At 59.9% G+C, this 17,227-nt stretch carries 14 protein-coding genes and 1 tRNA gene; 4 read left to right on the top strand and 11 right to left on the bottom strand.

The window, feature by feature from the left end:
• Window positions 1-45: 45 nt before the first annotated feature.
• The 11 genes from DEM27_RS15755 to DEM27_RS15705 all read right to left on the bottom strand — a co-directional run bounded on the left by DEM27_RS15755 (window position 46) and on the right by DEM27_RS15705 (window position 14,601).
• Window positions 46-975 (bottom strand): RpnC/YadD family protein, encoded by a 930-nt coding sequence (locus tag DEM27_RS15755; protein WP_109459201.1) that lies wholly within the window; start codon window positions 973-975, stop codon window positions 46-48.
• A 242-nt stretch (window positions 976-1,217) separates the two neighbouring features.
• On the bottom strand, window positions 1,218-2,309 hold the full coding sequence (locus DEM27_RS15750) for a S1 family peptidase (RefSeq protein ID WP_165823450.1): 1,092 nt from the start codon (window positions 2,307-2,309) through the stop codon (window positions 1,218-1,220).
• Window positions 2,310-2,338: 29 nt separating this feature from the next.
• A complete protein-coding gene (locus DEM27_RS15745) occupies window positions 2,339-3,418 on the bottom strand; it encodes an SAVED domain-containing protein (protein WP_109459199.1) in 1,080 nt (359 codons plus the stop codon).
• Window positions 3,415-3,894 (bottom strand): Mov34/MPN/PAD-1 family protein, encoded by a 480-nt coding sequence (locus tag DEM27_RS15740; RefSeq protein ID WP_205908909.1) that lies wholly within the window; start codon window positions 3,892-3,894, stop codon window positions 3,415-3,417. The genes DEM27_RS15745 and DEM27_RS15740 overlap by 4 nt, the downstream gene beginning before the upstream one ends.
• Complete coding sequence (locus DEM27_RS15735) at window positions 3,891-5,603, bottom strand: ThiF family adenylyltransferase (protein ID WP_109459198.1); 1,713 nt, start codon at window positions 5,601-5,603, stop codon at window positions 3,891-3,893. The genes DEM27_RS15740 and DEM27_RS15735 overlap by 4 nt, the downstream gene beginning before the upstream one ends.
• Complete coding sequence (locus tag DEM27_RS15730; protein ID WP_165823449.1) at window positions 5,600-6,829, bottom strand: nucleotidyltransferase domain-containing protein; 1,230 nt, start codon at window positions 6,827-6,829, stop codon at window positions 5,600-5,602. The genes DEM27_RS15735 and DEM27_RS15730 overlap by 4 nt, the downstream gene beginning before the upstream one ends.
• 221 nt (window positions 6,830-7,050) lie before the next feature.
• Window positions 7,051-10,857 carry a vitamin B12-dependent ribonucleotide reductase gene (locus DEM27_RS15725; protein WP_109459197.1) on the bottom strand — a complete coding sequence of 1,269 codons (3,807 nt, stop codon included), beginning with the start codon at window positions 10,855-10,857 and terminating at the stop codon, window positions 7,051-7,053.
• Window positions 10,858-11,477: 620 nt separating this feature from the next.
• A complete protein-coding gene (locus tag DEM27_RS15720) occupies window positions 11,478-12,062 on the bottom strand; it encodes a hypothetical protein (protein ID WP_109459196.1) in 585 nt (194 codons plus the stop codon).
• 73 nt (window positions 12,063-12,135) lie between these two features.
• Window positions 12,136-12,633: a xanthine phosphoribosyltransferase gene (gpt, locus tag DEM27_RS15715; RefSeq protein ID WP_109459195.1), complete on the bottom strand. Its 498-nt coding sequence runs from the start codon at window positions 12,631-12,633 to the stop codon at window positions 12,136-12,138.
• 240 nt (window positions 12,634-12,873) lie between these two features.
• Window positions 12,874-13,716 carry a universal stress protein gene (locus DEM27_RS15710; protein ID WP_109459194.1) on the bottom strand — a complete coding sequence of 281 codons (843 nt, stop codon included), beginning with the start codon at window positions 13,714-13,716 and terminating at the stop codon, window positions 12,874-12,876.
• Between the two features lie 111 nt (window positions 13,717-13,827).
• Complete coding sequence (locus DEM27_RS15705) at window positions 13,828-14,601, bottom strand: competence/damage-inducible protein A (RefSeq protein WP_109459193.1); 774 nt, start codon at window positions 14,599-14,601, stop codon at window positions 13,828-13,830.
• Window positions 14,602-14,827: 226 nt separating this feature from the next.
• Between DEM27_RS15705 and wrbA the strand changes: the two genes are divergently transcribed.
• From wrbA to DEM27_RS15685, 4 genes are all read left to right on the top strand, one after another.
• On the top strand, window positions 14,828-15,427 hold the full coding sequence (wrbA, locus tag DEM27_RS15700) for an NAD(P)H:quinone oxidoreductase type IV (protein WP_109459192.1): 600 nt from the start codon (window positions 14,828-14,830) through the stop codon (window positions 15,425-15,427).
• Between the two features lie 144 nt (window positions 15,428-15,571).
• Window positions 15,572-15,657 (top strand) — tRNA-Leu (locus tag DEM27_RS15695).
• A gap of 184 nt (window positions 15,658-15,841) precedes the next feature.
• Window positions 15,842-16,117 (top strand): hypothetical protein, encoded by a 276-nt coding sequence (locus tag DEM27_RS15690; RefSeq protein ID WP_109459191.1) that lies wholly within the window; start codon window positions 15,842-15,844, stop codon window positions 16,115-16,117.
• Window positions 16,118-16,356: 239 nt separating this feature from the next.
• Window positions 16,357-17,211 carry an AraC family transcriptional regulator gene (locus tag DEM27_RS15685; protein WP_109459190.1) on the top strand — a complete coding sequence of 285 codons (855 nt, stop codon included), beginning with the start codon at window positions 16,357-16,359 and terminating at the stop codon, window positions 17,209-17,211.
• Window positions 17,212-17,227: the final 16 nt, after the last annotated feature.

Raw genomic sequence — 17,227 nt, 5'->3', positions numbered from 1 at the left:
GGCCGGAGTGCCGGGCTTTCTGCGCTGAGGCGGGTAAACGGCCCTTCAATCATAGCTGGAGGTGTTGCTGATGAGGTTCATCTCTGTCAGCGCGTCCGTGGCGGCAGTCCCGCCGTCAAGAAGTTTGCACATCTCGATCAAGCGTGAAAATGAGAGGGTAGCCAATGCTTCGGCTTGAGTGTCAGTTGCGTCGGAGCGCGTTAAACGCAGTTTTAACGATGATCTCAAAGCCTCGATCTCATCGGATATTTCATGATAGGCGCGGTCGTAGCCATGTGCATCGCCTTGATCGAACACTTCCTTAGTGAACGTCGTCTCAGAGATGTTAACATCGATTGGCATGCTTCTGTACCTTGCTATCAAATTGGCTACGTGTCGTTGGGCACCGCGAAGGACTGAAAAGACTTCGGCCATCCTCAGGCAATCTGACCTTCGCTCCTTGCTCGGCAAGGAACCAGCGATAATCACAAGCTCCTCCCATTGATCAAAGTCGGGTATCCAACGTGTTCCCACTGTTTTTCCTGCGGCGAGGGCGATTAGGAGATTTTTTTCGAACGTCAGCGAGCGATCAACCCGAGTCCCGCCATCGATCACGCCTCGAATATCGTGAACTTCGTACTCAAACCTGATCGCCTCGGCGGTCAGCGCGTTTGGCATCGAATGTTTGTAGAATCCGAAGTAGAGCACGATTTGCCTCATCGGAACGAAGGGCGGCTTCCATTCGCACTCCCGCTCCATCATCGCGACCCTATAGTTCAACATGCGCCATGGCATCTCGGGTTCGCTATGTGTCTGAAATTCGATATGTAAAAGGCCGCCATCTTTCAGCCGAGCCATGACATCAGCCTCACGAGGGTCACCTCTGAGCAGCCTGGCGATATCGTAAGACACGATTTCTTCGCCGAACAAGAATTCGCCTAGCTCCTTCCCAGCTCTCCCAAAGGCGTCTTTTAATCTGATATCGTACTCACCCATCCGACCGCCCCTGGCACCTTGCTATTGTCACCTCCTGTATCGCTCTGAACGATTAACAGTAGGTACAGAAACCAGACTTGGAGCCCTGAGCGAGAGCGACGTTCCAGGTATCACAGGTACGCACGACCTACAGGTTGCACCGGACAGGAAGAGGCTTGCTCCAGGGAGGTGAAAGCCATCCGCACAAATTGTGCGTGCAACTGCAGATCCGCGAGATGGAGATCCATTAGTACGATCCCCGTTCAAGAGCAGACGCTGTAAATTTCAGTTCCCAGCCGCTGACTGACCAGGCGAGGTCTAAAGTCATGACCCAGATTGCGAGCCAAGGCTGTCGCTTCCTGTTCCGTGGTGGGGAACCCTTCGAGTCTCCAAGGATCAAGTCGTACCGCGGCCCATGCATTCCGGAAATATAGATCGCCGGCATCGATGCTTTCCGGCCAAGAGATAGCGGCTGGCTCCGTTGGCGGAACCGACGCCGCCAGCCAGGTAGCCCACGCAGTCCCCAAAGCGTCTTCGTCAGCGGGTGCGATGCTCCTGCTCACAAGGCCTATGACCTCGCCAGCGGCGTTGAAGACCGGACCTCCAGACATGCCAGATGGCCAGTTGGCTTCGACCTCAAACACAGGGGTAGGGTTGGCACGGTCACGCCCTCTTGGGTGTAGGTTGCTGACGACCCCATATGCCGCAAACATTCCCTCAGTGATCGACGTGGGCAGGCTCGGAGCAGGTCCCCGTGCCAGTTCGATCTTCGGATAACCCACGGCTACGACGAGGTCGCCCACCCGAGGCGAGGTCGGATAGCGCCTGATGGGAAGATTCTGCAGCAAGCGCTCCGACGGTGTTGTTGCAGAGCTCAGAAAAGTTATGTCGTACGGCCGCGTCGTCGTTCGGCCCGTGAAATTCATGGGGTCGTCCACCGGGATCATGGGTGTTCGTGTGCCGGTCATCTGAACAAGCGCTTCTGGGGGTATGCCAACCTCACCGAATATTACGCCCATTCCAAGAAGCGCCAGAGCATGAGCACCGTCTGGAATTGCTATCTCTCCAGATTGCTCGGTCACCCCTCGACGCAGGAAATCTGTGACGTGATCTGCGCTCAGGAAATTTCCCCACGGATCCAGCGCGAAGGCGGTACCCATGCCAGTCAGGATGTCGGTGTCATCCGCATGGAACATCGGTACGATGGCTTTCCGCAGGCAGAAAGGATCGTCCACCCGGAACAGTGTGGGAGGCTCGTCATCGTAGGGCACGAGGGGACGACGGCGGCTATTCTGGTTGTGGTCCTCACAGGTTTGGACCGTGATCGGATAGTGAGGATGTCTGCTCGGATGCATGCTACGCATTTCCTGTCATGACAGCTAATTCAGGTCCGTACGATCGACGGCACCCGCTGCCCGCGGACGGGCATTCTGACACCCCAAGGAAACCTTTTCGGATTGTCGCCTTCGTATTGATAGACGATCACATCAGGTAGGTTTCGCTTGTCGTATCTGCGGCCAAGGTTGAACACGACGCTGTTCTGTCCGGCGAGGAGCAGATGGATGGTGCTTACGCCTTTCGCCTCAAGGAGCTTGGCGACCTCGAAGAACTGCGTCGCGAGAGCATTCTGTTTCGCCTGAGACCAATGCGATGACGTCAGGTCCGGCATCGTCATGCGGATGACCGGATGACTGAATGTAGTCGCGATGTTCTCAGGCCGCACCTGGTACGACACCGATACTGCCAGCACGACCTCCCTCGCGCCTCCGGTGTCATCGAGCCCTTCGACTTCGAACCGCTGGCCATCATCATGGCTGTCTAGGCTGCGCCAGGCTTCAAGGGTTCTGTCCCAGTCCATGACGACGATCCGTCCTTCGTCATCGAAGACGACACCCGAGAGAAAAGTGAACGGAACCGGAGTCAGTCCACCGTAGACCAGCGTCACGTCGCGGCTATCACCATGCTTCGCATGCTGCTGGACCTGCTTTCGGGTGCTGTCGACATCGAGGAGTAGTTCTTCAGGATCCACCACGATGCCATCCTTCCGCTGTCTAAGGTCCAGCAGAACCCCGATACGATTGCCAACGATGTCGGCGGGCACGGCTTCCGTCAGTGGCGAACCATCATCCTCTCGAAGTCCGCGACCTTCGATGACGATGACCTTCTTCCTGTTCCGCAGTTCGTTCTCGCGCGTAGAGCGCCTCCATCCCATGAAGACGCAGAAGACGAAGATCGCCGAAAAGATCGCGACCAGCGGCCACTGGACCCATTCGGGAATGGCATTCGTCGAACCAACTTCGATGGAATATCCTTCTGGTGCAGTGGCTTTGACGACAAAATTCCAGCCGAGGAGAACGACGAGAACCGCCACACAGCCCGCCGCGATCCGAACCTCGAATCCTTTCGGCCTGAGCAGAAAGCGAATGAACTCGCGGAATGCCCAGTCGATTGTCTCTCTATTCACTGATGTACCTCGGTTGTAACTCTGATGCGCGCGGGGGCCGGATACGTCCCACGCTGATGAAAAGTGGCGGTAGCCATGAATTCGGAAGGAGTGTCCGACCTGACAACGAGAAGGGCCGCGAAGGGGATGTTCCGCTCGCCGTTGACGAGGTCTTCCATGCTGCCGAGGTCGGTGAGGCTCGGAGTGACCGGGAGATGGGGGTGAGAATGCCATTCACCAACGTAATTGTAGTTCGCGTAGTCGTGGCCCGTCCTTGCGAAGAATTCGTCCAGAAAGGAATCATGGAGGGCAGGGTCCCGGACGAAGTGCGCCCGTTCTCCCGTCTGCTCGTCGACGGAAAAATCGACGATCTCAAAGCATCCCGGCACGATCTGCCGCGCCATCAGCACGCCGCCGATTTCACGATCGACAGCTCGAGCGAGACTGACTTTCATCCGGCCGACTATCGATAGGGGGAGGACAAGCTCCACCGTCACGAAGCCTCCTCGTCGATCATCTCTGCCATCAGTTCGGCGATATCTCCGGCATCGGGGTGCGAACGTGGATCCTGCCATGGGCCGATAGGCGCGAGATAGATCGGAAAGGTGTCGAATGGTGCCTCGAAGATCCAGGCCTTCTGCAAGCCGATCATGTAGGCCGAATGAGGAAACGCCGTTTGTCCGCCTTGCAGGATATCAAGCGCGAGTCGTGTCGCATGGGCTGCAATGACAGAGACATCGGCATCATCAGCGACGAAGGGAACCTCGTCACGCCCGACGGCATCATAGTTTGGTCCCGGGCGGAATTCCCAAGGCGTGGCCTGGTCATCGCACCATACAGCGATCTGTTTTCGCGCCTCGATGGGAGGCGGATCTACATCCGGACGTGATCGAGCCACAAGGCCGCCGATCCCGCCACCGAAAACTTCAGCCCAGATCATCGGCTTCCGGTGCCGCCTTGCCGCGCCCGCACACAGATTGAAGGAGGTTGGGTCGGCTGTAGCATCGATAATGAGATCGGCTTGACCAATAGCTTCCAGCACTGAATCCAGCATCAAGGACGATGTCTGGCTTCCCAGTTCGACGCGGTGCACCACTATGTCGGTATCGGATGCGAGTTGTCCGATGCGGTCGGCCAACGCATCCACCTTATGCCAACCGATCGCCCAGGCATCGAGTTCGTTGCGCACAAGGTTTCCGGTCAAAAATATGTCTTCGTCGACAAGGACGTACTTCCTCACACCAGCTCGTGCGAGCGAGGCGGCGATCTTCGAACCGATCGAGCCGCAGCCGACGATGGCCACACGCGTTGCAGAAATTGCCTCGCGGTTCGAAGCAGACCGTTTCGATAGCTCCTGCTCCTCGATGATCCGGTACGGGATAAAGAACGGCTGGCCGTCCTTGCGCACTATATCGAAAGCAGTACGCCTCCCACTCTGCTCGAAGAGAACGATGAATGGTAACTGCGGCCCGGCGAGGAGTGAAGCGAGTTCAGGGATCCGATTGCTGAGATCGTTGAAGTGTCCGCCCGGGTGCAGCGCCAGCGAATCCATGTTCTGGGCGGTCCGCATCAGATATCCGATACGTTTCCCTGGTGCATCGGGTGCTGGCCTCGGTGTTGTCCAGATTTCGTTACCGGTCGCGCCGATGGCGGTTAGGTGAGCTACCTTCTGTGTCCTACGCACGGTCATCGTGACCGCGATCTGAAGAATAGCTTCCGGGAGCTGGCCATCGAGTGATCGCCAGGCACCTTCCGGAACCATCAGCCGCCAGGTCTCGAACCGCAGCTCTCCCGCAAGCGTCGAGCGATGCTCCGACGGGACCGCACCGGACGTACCGTCCGACAGTCGCTCGCCAGCAATCAGGCCGTAGGCGCTCTCGACCATCATCGCACCGGTAACCGAGGGATCCCAGTTGTCCGGCCGCCATTGCAAGCAAAGTTCGCCGCCGGGGCCATACTGATGGGAGGACAACCGCTGCTCGCCGTAGGGCATCACGATTGGCGGTGTGTCGGGAAACGTGCTCGGGTAGATCACGGCCAGCTTGAATGTCTCGCCAGCGTGTATGATCTCGACATCGACACAAAGCTGGTAATCGGCGAGGTGCCTCGTGCGCACGCTTGCCAGCCAATCATGTTCTTCCTGGAGAGTGACGAAAGCTGCCTTCTCAGCTTTCGCCCTCTGCTGATCGAGCCACCACCAGATCATGCATAGCCCTGGGGCTTCGATGGGCGACGCTCGGCATTTGCAAAGCTCGGGGCCGCAACCGACCCAACAGCCGCAGCCGAGGCACCAGTGGCAGCCCGAAGCAGACGAGAGCCACCCGTGAGCCGATCCATCGCCCGCATTGAAGGCGCGTAACCCATTCGCGGGATAAGTGCGTTGGCCATATCCTGGAAGGTCGCGGCCTGCGCCGCTGCGTAGAAGTCTGCTCGCGCCTGGCGAAGCCAAGCATCGAAGGCTTCTTTCTTCTTAGGATCACGATTCCATTTGTCGGCGAAATTTTCCATCGGGTCAGTGGGATTCGCTACGATCCACTTGGCACCGTCATAGACGATGAACTTGTCCATGTCGTTCAGGATGGCGAAGAGCGCACCGGAAATGGTGTCCTGGTTGTTGTAGGCATGAGCCGAAAGCGTGGTGATGATAACCGAGATCGGACGGAGGTCCAGTTCCTGCGCGAACATGTTGTCGCGATGCCTCTTCAGGATCATGATGGCGGACTGAAGGGGTGTCTTCACCTTGAAAGCGGGAAGGCGTTCCACGCTTGCGGTGACGAGGCCCTGCCTTCTGAGGGAATCGAGAACTGCACGCTGCCGGCGCTCGAATACTTCGGCCTGCCGCGACGCGAACCAGTTGGCGTAGCCCTTGGGATTCGACCGAGGCCAGTCATCGGTGAGCAACGTGTAGGTCGGCTCCCGTCGGTCGGTGATCGCAATCGCCGTGGATGCCCATCGCGCATCGAGAAAGCTCGCGGTCAGGAGCCTGTACTGCTGGTCGTGGTTCGGCACGGCAGGGACGACATCCATATGGAACTGGGCACCGTCGGCATAGTCGAGGATCCAGCAGCGGTTCCCTTCGCGGACAGGTTTCACCATCGCCATGGCATCATGATAGGCCTGTATCTCGACACCGAGCATGGCCTTCAGTTGCTGTTGTGTCTTGTCGCGTTTCGTCAGCAAACGAAGCTCGACGACGGAGTCGACATCGTACTCTTCGGCATCGGTGTGCGGTCGGATAGCGGTTCCGAGACGGAAGGATCCCTGGCAGTAGACCTGCGGATCGAATTGGCGAACTGTGCTCGCCTCGCGATGTAGCCACCTTCCGAGGGAGGTGTAGCTCTGCTCTGCCTGCTCGTAGCGATAGTCCGGAACCTCGAGTTCCTTACGGAGGGCTTCGAGGAATGTTTCGATGGAATTCACATGCACGTTCATGACTGGGAGACCTCATGGCTACGCGTGAATAGGGTGACTTAACTACAACTTTTGCTTGGTTTCACTATTTGTTCTGTGAGTTATTTTCCGGGCACTTTTCAGTGCCCGGAAACAGTCGACGTGGCGTTGGCCAGTTTCAGGTTTCAAAATGGCCAATACTTGAGCCGTTTGGCCAGTAGTCGGATTGGTTTCTCATTCACGGTGCAGTTACCAGTAGCGCCTCAGCTGCATCCGCTGGTCGCGCCGCATGTGTCGCACTTCTCGCAGGTGCCGTTGCGCACCATGGTGAAGTTCTGGCACTCGGTGCACATGTTGCCGGTGTAGCCCTGCATGATCGAGCGGGCGCGGCGTTCAGCTTCCAGCTTCTTGGCTTCCGTCTTGGCGGTCGCGGCGTCGGCGGCGGCCTTGTCGGAGAAGAGGGCGGTGGCTTCCTGTTCGGTTTCTTCCGTTACCTCTTCGGCGATCTCCTCGGCCAATTCTTTGGCGCGCTCTTCGTAATCGCGTTTGAAGGCGACGATTTCGGAGGTCGAGATGGCTGCGACCGGCTCGATCTTGCGGGCGGCGTTGCCGGTGAAGGCGGTGATCGTCGCACCGCCCGAGGCCTTGGCTGGAGCAGCCGTCGCGGAACCCTTCGGCTCGGCGAGCTGGCGTTCGGAACCGGTGCCGGGAACGAGCGTCGGCTTGTAGCCGCGGGTCCAGCCGGTGGAGAGCAGGTTGGTGCGGCCTTCCTGGATGCCCTTGCCGAGTGCGGTGTTGGAGAAATCCGACGTATCCACATGGGCGAGGTCGTGACGGCCGAGATAGGAGACGGCGAGTTCGCGGAACACGTAGTCGAGGATCGACGTGGCGTTCTTGATCGCGTCGTTGCCCTGGACCATGCCGGCCGGCTCGAACTTGGTGAAGGTGAAGGCCTCGACATATTCTTCGAGCGGCACGCCGTACTGCAGGCCGAGCGAGATGGCGATGGCAAAATTGTTCATCATGGCGCGGAAGGCGGCGCCTTCCTTGTGCATGTCGATGAAGATTTCGCCGAGGCGGCCGTCACCGAATTCGCCGGTGCGCAGGTACACCTTGTGGCCGCCGACGATGGCCTTCTGGGTGTAACCCTGGCGGCGGTTCGGCAGTTTTTCACGGTCGCGCACGACCTTCTCGATGATGCGCTCGACGATCTTTTCGGTGACCGTGACGGCCTGAACGGCGGCAGGCGCCTGGATCAGCTCCTCGAGGGCATCCTCGTCGTCCTCATCCTCGATCAGCGAAGCGTTGAGCGGCTGCGAAAGCTTGGAGCCGTCGCGATAGAGCGCATTGGCCTTGAGGCCGAGCTTCCACGACAGCATGTAGGCGTTCTTGCAATCCTCGACGGTCGCCTCGTTCGGCATGTTGATCGTCTTGGAAATGGCGCCGGAGATGAACGGCTGGGCGGCCGCCATCATGCGGATGTGGCTTTCGACCGAGAGGTAACGCTTGCCGATCTTGCCGCAGGGGTTGGCGCAATCGAAGACGGCGAGGTGCTCGTCCTTGAGGTGCGGCGCGCCTTCCAGAGTCATTGCGCCGCAGACATGCACGTTGGCCGCCTCGATATCCTTGCGCGAGAAACCGATATGTTCGAGCAGGTTGAAGCCCATGTCAGAGAGCTGTTCGTCGGAAACCTTCAGCACCTGCTTGAGGAAGTCGGCACCGAGCGTCCACTGGTTGAAGACGAACTTGATGTCGAAGGCCTGGCCGAGTGCGGCGTTGACGGCGTCGATCTTCTCCTGCGTAAAACCCTTGGTCTTCAGCGTCGAGGGATTGACCGATGGCGCCTGGTTCAGGTTGCCGTGGCCGACGGCATAGGCCTCGATCTCGGCAATCTGGCTTTCGGTGTAGCCAAGCGTGCGCAGGGCTTCCGGAACGGCGCGGTTGATGATCTTGAAGTAGCCGCCGCCGGCGAGCTTCTTGAATTTCACCAGCGCGAAATCGGGCTCGATGCCGGTGGTGTCGCAATCCATGACCAGGCCGATGGTGCCGGTGGGGGCGATGACCGTCGTCTGGGCGTTGCGGTAGCCGTGCTTCTCGCCGAGTTCCAGCGCCTTGTCCCAGGCGGCCTTGGCGTGAGTGATGAGGTCCTGATCCGGGCAATCGCCATGGATGAGCGCGACCGGATTGACCGACAGCGCCTCGTAACCCGAGGATTTGCCGTGGGCGGCGCGGCGGTGGTTGCGCATGACGCGCAGCATGTTGTCACGGTTCGGCTTGAAGCCCGGGAAAGTGCCGAGTTCGGCAGCCATTTCGGCCGAGGTGGCGTAGGAGATGCCGGTCATGATCGCGGTCAAGGCACCGCCGATGGCGCGGCCTTCCGCAGAGTCATACGGAATACCCGACGACATCAAGAGGCCGCCGATGTTGGCATAACCGAGGCCCAGCGTGCGGTATTCGTAGGAGAGTTCGGCGATCTGGCGCGACGGGAACTGCGCCATCATCACGGAGACTTCGAGCACGACGGTCCACAGGCGGACGGCATGTTCGTAATCGGCGATGTTGATGTTTTTCGTCGTCGCATCCTTGAACTGCATCAGATTGAGCGAAGCGAGGTTGCAGGCCGTGTCGTCGAGGAACATGTATTCCGAGCACGGGTTCGAGGCGCGGATCGGGCCGGCGGCCGGCGAGGTGTGCCAGTCGTTCATCGTCGTGTTGAAATGCAGGCCCGGATCGGCCGATGCCCAGGCGGCGTAGGAGATCTGCTCCCAGAGGTCGCGGGCCTTCAGCGTCTTCATGACGCGGCCGTCCTTGCGGGCGGTCAGGTTCCACTCGCCGTCATTCTCGACCGCCTTGAGGAAGTCGTCCTTGAGCGAAACGGAGTTGTTGGAGTTCTGGCCGGAAACGGTGAGATAGGCTTCCGAATCCCAATCCGTGTCGTAGGTCTTGAATTTCAGGTCGGTGTAACCCTGGCGCGCGAACTGCATGACGCGCTGCACATAGTTTTCCGGCACCTGGTCCTTCTTGGCGGCGCGGATCTCGCGCTTCAGGGCCGGGTTCCTGGCGGGATCGAAACGGTCTTCGCCGGAAAGCTCGTTGCAGGCCTTCATGATCGCCTTGAGGTGCGAAGCGACGATCTTCGAGCCGGTGACGAGGGCTGCCACCTTCTGCTCTTCCTTGACCTTCCAGTTGATGTATTCCTCGATGTCAGGATGGTCGATGTCGACCACCACCATCTTGGCCGCGCGGCGGGTGGTGCCGCCCGACTTGATGGCGCCGGCGGCGCGGTCGCCGATCTTCAGGAACGACATCAGGCCGGAAGACTTGCCGCCGCCGGAAAGCTTTTCGCCTTCGCCGCGCAGGTAGGAGAAGTTGGAACCGGTGCCGGAGCCGTACTTGAACAGGCGGGCTTCGCGGACCCACAGGTCCATGATGCCGCCTTCGTTGACCAGGTCGTCCTCGACGGACTGGATGAAGCAGGCATGCGGCTGCGGATGTTCATAGGCCGACTTGGACTTGGTCAGCTTGCCGGTGAACGGATCGACGTAGAAATGGCCCTGGCCGGGGCCGTCGATGCCATAGGCCCAGTGCAGGCCGGTGTTGAACCATTGCGGGCTGTTCGGTGCGACACGCTGGGTGGCGAGCATGTAGGCCAGTTCGTCGCGGAAGGCGAGCGCATCCGCCTCCGACGAGAAATAGCCACCCTTCCAGCCCCAGTAGGTCCAGGTGCCGGCGAGACGATCGAAGACCTGCCGCGCGTCGGTTTCCGAACCGTACTGTTCTTCCTTGGGGATATCCTTGAGGGCCGCGACATCCGGCTCCGAACGCCACAGCCAGGAAGGGACGGAATTTTCCTCGACCTTCTTCAAGCTGGCGGGAACGCCGGCCTTGCGGAAATATTTCTGTGCCAGGATGTCGGCCGCGACCTGGCTGAACTGCGCGGGAACGTCGATGTTGGCAAGCCGGAAAACGATCGAACCGTCGGGGTTCTTGATCTCGCTGGTGGCCTTCCGGAACTCGATGTCGGCGTAAGGCGACTGGCCTTCCCGGGTAAAACGACGTTCTATGCGCATGTCCGTCAATCCTCGTTATGACGCGCCCGCCCTCGTCAGCAAGACGCAAAAAATCCTGTCCGGCTTCGCAATGGGTTTGCGCAGCCAGTTCGTCTTCCGCTTCCATTCGGGGAACACATTTGAAGATGTGCCCCCTGTATATTGTGGTGGATTAGGCTGCAAACCCTAAATATAGTAGCATTCGTGTTATTAACAAGTTGTTGCCGCCTGGTCTCGCATCACGTTTTCTAACAGCGGCCGGAATGGACACACAACACAAGGCGCGCTCATCATGAACGCACCAGCCAAAACAAAGCTCATTCCGTGAATAAACCGGTCTCGTCATCGTCCGGTTCCGCCGCCGCCGCAACGTTTTGCCATTAACTTGAAAACAGGTGAGTCCGTCAAGGGCTGGTTTTTAGCGGAAATTTAACCACAACATATTGTAGGTCACAGCTGTGGAAAATGGGGAAAGCCGAAGACATCAGAGATTTCAAGCGCTTGCCCCAGGCAGCGATTTTGCGATGAAAAAAACTCGCCTCCACCACGACCTGCAGGGCGAAAAAACGACGATTGCCACGATTGGCGGATTGGCAAGCGGTCTGCAACGTGCCTGGGGTCGTGCCTTCTGAGTCGCAGCCTCAGAGGAAGTTGAGATCGATGCCGACGGCAATGGCGCCGATCGGCGTTCCGGTCTCGTCGACGATGGTCAGGCAGGCGTGCGATTGCAGCATTTGCGTGGAGAGATCCTTCTCCGGATCGCTGATGAAAAAGGCGTCTTTGCCGTCGCCGAAGGATTTTTGGAATTTTTGCTCGTCGCCCTGCCAGTAGTCGCTGGTCACGGAACTTTGAGCGGCATTGAGACCATAGGCATCCATCAGGATGATTTCGGTGACGGCGCCGCTGAACTGGCCCTGTTTGGCGAGCAGCATTGCCGATATCGGATCGGAAAGAAGCTTGTTGATAAGTTTGTAGTGACCATCGGCGACCTCGGTGCGCCATTCCGTGTCCAGCGCTTCTATATCGCCGGGGAGCAGGCGCGCATGCGCCGCATTCTGCACTTTCAGCGCGGCGATGATCGCCGGATCGGCCAGCCATGGCCGGACGTTGCTTTCGACGAAAGCGCGGATCGGCGCCACATGCCGGCCCTCGCCGGCGAAGGCCGGATTCCCGGCGGGCAGGGCGAACATCAGCAGTGACAGGATATGGGGCAGAAATTTGCGCATCTTTTGTCTCGCACGAAGTGTCCGCCGGCCGAGATGCCCGCCGGTCGCAAATGGCGATGGCGGGCAGGGGTGTTCAGCCGCGGCTGCCCTTGGCAATCGGCTCCTGGTACGTGAAGCCCATATCCCAAGGGAAGTAGATCCACGTATCCTGACTGACTTCCGTTACGAAAGTGTCGATGGTGGGCACGCCCTTCGGCTTGGCGTAGACGCAGGCGAAATGCGCCTTGGGCAACATGTCGCGCACTTCGACCGCGGTCTTGCCGGTATCGGTCAGATCGTCGACGACGAGGATGCCTTCGCCGCCATTGACGGTGAGTTCCGGCGAAATTCCCTTCAGCAGGTTCATGTCGCCCTGGTTGACGTAATCGTGGTAGGAGGCGATGCACACCGTCTCGATCAGGCGGATGTTGAGTTCGCGCGAAATGATCGCGGCCGGCACTAGGCCGCCGCGCGTAATACAGACGATGGCGCGAAACGGCTGTTCGAGACCGGCAAGGCGCCAGGCAAGCGCCCGGGCATCGCGATGGAACTGATCCCAGGAAACGGGAAAGGCTTTTTCGGGAAGCGACATGGAAGTGACCTTAAGCTTCTGCGGGCAAGGGACGACGCCGACACGGATCGGCGACCATTGGAAAACGACAAAGGCAGCCGCCGCAAAACGGCAGGCTGCCCGATTCTGCCGGCAATAAGGGTGCAGCCCAAGGCTGCGCCCGTCATCGCCGACGATCCAGCGTTTCTCTCACAGGTCGTCGCAATTAGCGGCATTTGCCCGGCAAAAGCAAGGGCTTCGCATTTTCAAGGCGCTGGCGCCTCAACGCGACAGCAATGTTAGCGCCGTCATCGAATCCAGCAGCGTCCGGGTCACGCCGCCGAACAGCATTTCCCAAAGCCGCGAATGCGTATAGGCGCCCATGACGAGCAGATCGATGCTGCCGTCGGACAGGCGATTCTCGATGACCGCGGCAGCAGGCAGTCCGTTGGTCTCCCCGGTTGCCACCGTCACCTTGCAGCCGTGCCGGGCGAGGGTGGCGGCGATTTCCGCACCGGCGATCGCGGCGGACTGCACGGTCGTTTCTTCCGGATCGACGGTGAAGATCTCCACGTCGTCGGCCTGCTTCAGGAACGGCAGGGCATCGAAGGTGGCGCGGGCAGCTTCGCGCGAGCCGTTCCAGGCGATCAGCACCCGCTTGATCGGGCGGGGTTCGCGCAGGATGTAAGGAATGAGCAGGACCGGCCGGCCGCTGTCGAACAGGAAGCTTTCGAGATCCCGCCAGCCATCGGTCGGATGTTCGGGGTTGCCCTGGCCGGCAATGATCAGGTCGGCGGTGCGGGCCGCATCGATGACGGTCGTGCCGCTATACCCTGCCGCCGAGGACAGGCCGCGCCATTCCGCCGAAACGCCGGCCAGCGATTGCCGCTCCTTGTAGATGCGCCCGACTTCGGCGGTGTCGGCCTGCGCCATGTCCTGCAGTGCCTGGATGGCGACCGGATCGGGAATTTCCATCGGCGCGACGAGCGCGACGCTGGCGAGTGTTTCCGCATGCAGGCCGATCAGGTGCGCATCGAAATCGCGCGACAGCGAAATGGCGAAATCGGCGACCTGAGCGGTGTTTCTGGGGGAATCGAGAACGGCAAGAATTGTCTTATAGGTCATGGCAATTATCTCCCTGGAAGGCGGAATATGCTACGCCTCATGTCTATAATGTCGGCCTGTCCGCACCGGTTCCTTGACCGGGATCAAATGCGGCCTGCCAGTTTGCCGCAGTCAGGCTTCCGCTGAGGTGTTTTGGGCAATCTTGGCGGCCTTGATCGTCTCGACCATGGCGAATACGGCCTCTGCCGCCGGTTCCAGCACCGCCTCGCTGCGTGCCCGAACGACGATTTCCGTCGAAAAAGCCTTGCCGTCGTATTTCGGATAGGAGCCGATGCTGGTTTCGGGATGCGCCTTCTGGATTTCGGAAAGCGGCGTGCCGATGTCGCCTTCGCCGAAAGGGCAGGGAATGGCGCGCGACAGCATGCGCGTGCCGGTATCGAGGGTCGGGATGACGGCATCGAGCATCGCCTGGAACACCTGCGGCACGCCGGCCATGACAAAGACGTTGCCGATGGTGAAGCCGGGAGCGGTGGAGACCGGATTGGCAATGTGGCCAGCGCCTTGCGGCATGCGGGCCATGCGTTTGCGCGCCTCGGTGAATTCCATGCCGCGCTTCGCATACATGTCGCCGAGCAGCGTCATGGCGGCCGGGTCGTGCAGGCAGGGCACGCCGAAGGCCGCCGATACAGCATCGGCGGTGATGTCGTCGTGGGTCGGGCCGATGCCACCGGAGGTGAAGATGTAGGTATAGCGGCTTCTGAGCGCATTCAGCGCCTCGACGATGGCGCCTTCCTCGTCGGCGACGATGCGCACTTCTTTCAGATCGATGCCGGAAAGCGTCAGGATATCCGCGAGATGACCGATATTCTTGTCCTTGGTGCGGCCGGAAAGAAGTTCGTCGCCGATGGCGAGCATGGCGGCGGTGACGATGGTCTGCGTGGTCATGGGAGCATCCGTGTTTCGATCTGGCGATACCGTAGTCCCGGCCGGAGGGAATGCAAGTCCTGCAGGCTCTTCTTTTCGGCCATGCGGATTCCCCGCTGCAAGCGAAATATCGGTCACGTCCATTGAACAGTGCGTTGTCTCGGTGAACACTGGCTTTGCCGGGCAGGGCTGCTACATCTGTTGCCAGGCAAAGCCGCCGCGAATTTTTCAATTTCAGGAGCAGACAATGGCGAAAATTCTCGTTCTCTATTATTCGGCCTACGGCCATATCGAAACCATGGCCAATGCCGTTGCCGAAGGCGCCCGCGCGGCCGGTGCCGAGGTCACCGTCAAGCGCGTTCCGGAACTGGTGCCGGAAGACGTCGCCAAGGCATCCTATTTCAAGCTCGATCAGGCCGCTCCGATCGCCAAGCCGGCTGAACTGGCCGAATACGACGCCATCATCGTCGGCGCCGGCACGCGGTTCGGCACGGTTGCCTCGCAGATGCGCAATTTCTGGGATCAGACCGGCGGCCTGTGGGCCGAAGGCAAGCTGGTCGGCAAGGTCGGCTCGGTCTTCACCTCTTCCGCCACCCAGCACGGTGGCCAGGAATCCACCATCCTCGGCTTCATCCCGACGCTTCTGCATCACGGCATGGTCGTCGCCGGCCTGCCTTATGCCTTCCAGGGCCAGATGGGCACGGAAGAAGTCAAGGGCGGCTCGCCCTACGGCGCCTCGACGATCACCAACGGCGACGGCTCCCGCCAGCCTTCGGCCATCGAGCTGGAAGGCGCCCGCTACCAGGGCGGCCACGTCGCCAAGATCGCGGCCAAGATCGCCGGCTGAGCATTTTTGAGATGAAAACGGGAGGCGCGGGGAAACCTGCGCCTCTTTTTGCGCCCTGATTTCAGAGGCCGCTTTCTGCTGCAAAAAACCAGGCCTGAAAAGGGTACTTGACGGACGCGCCCATGTCGTTGAAACAGGACGCGCGCGGACGTGGCGAAATTGGTAGACGCAAGAGACTTAAAATCTCTCGGCCTTCGGCTGTACGGGTTCGACCCCCGTCGTCCGCACCATATGGACCGGTTGCCTGTCCTGTTTCCTTCCGGTTGATGATGCGAGATGCGGCAAGCGGCCTGCGCTTCCGGTCTATGTCAATCCCTTTTCCTGTTCCGCCGGGAACTGCACTGTCGATCCGCTCGGCGCATCGTCGCGGTTGGGATGACGTGGATCATCCTTTTCACACGAGAGGAGACCGCAATGCGCAAAGTTATGATCGTCCTGCTGGCCGCAGCCAGCGCCGGTACCATGCTCGTCACGACGCAAGCCAATGCTGCCCGCGGAGACCAGGGCGGTGGTCGTGGTGAAGGCAACAAGAGCATCGAACGGATCCGTTCCACCTGGCCGAACGAGCGGGTTCGCTGGGTCCGTAGCGACGGCAAATGCTCCTTCGAGCGGATCCGCGTCTTCGACGGCCATGGGAATTCCTATTTCCATCGCGTCAAGGTTTGCGATCGCGATCGCTACATCTACTGAGGCAACCCTGCCGGGACTGGCTGAAAAACGATGCCGCGATACCCGATCATCCACAGGTACATCGAGGCGGTGCTTCCCGCGTCTCGCCTTGCCGCCTGCCTGCGGCAAGGCTGATCGTGCTATGAGGTGCCCTGCCGATCCACAGCCACTGGCGCAAGACGGCCGGTCGGCAACTCCGCAGGATTTGTCAAATCGGTGTATGGTTCTGTCCGGTCGATCGAATTGCAAGGGACCTCGATATGAACGGCGAAACGGCATGGAGCCTTTACGAACACCGCCTGCGGCGGGTTTCAGCCTATATCCACGACCACCTCGACGAGGAGCTGGATATGGACCGGCTCGCCGAAATCGCCTGCCTGTCGAGTTACCACTGGCATCGGATCTACCGGGCGATCTACGGCGAAACGCTGGCGGCCACCGTCAAGCGGCTTCGCCTGCATCGCGCCGCGGGCGAGATCGTCCGCACCGGGTTGCCGATATCAGGAATTGCGAAACGATCCGGCTATCCCAATCTCCAGTCGTTCAACCGGATCTTCAAGTCGGTCTACGGCATGCCTCCGGCACGCTACCGGAAAGAGGGAAGCCACGTTGTTTTCGAACCAGCAGCTCGTGGAAAGGCTAACCTCATGTACGACGTCACCATCAAGACCATCGCCCCGAAATCCCTTGTCGGCGTAGCGCATTCCGGCAGCTATATGGATATCGGTCGCGCTTTCGAAACCCTTACAGGAACGCTGCATGTGCGTGGCCTGATGCCGCCGCAGATGACGATGATCGGTGTCTATCTCGACGATCCCGGTCTCGTGCCGGCTGAAAAACTGCGGTCCTATGCCTGCGTGGAGGCGCCTGCCGACCTGCCGGCGCAAGCGCCGCTGGAGCGGCGGTCGCTGGATGGCGGCGATTACGCCGTGCTGCGCCACAAGGGGCCTTATGCCGACATGCATCTGGCCTATCGCTGGCTTTACGCCGAATGGCTGCCGCAGTCGGGCCGCACGCTGCGCGACGCCTTGATGTTCGAACACTATCTCAACACGCCGCAGGATGTCGCGCCGACCGAACTGGTGACCGAGATCTATATGCCGCTGGCGGCATGACGCGACCGGGGCGCGC

This window comes from Rhizobium album (genome assembly GCF_003122325.1).
Lineage (GTDB): Bacteria > Pseudomonadota > Alphaproteobacteria > Rhizobiales > Rhizobiaceae > Metarhizobium > Metarhizobium album.
This window is presented reverse-complemented; position numbering and strand designations above follow the sequence as displayed.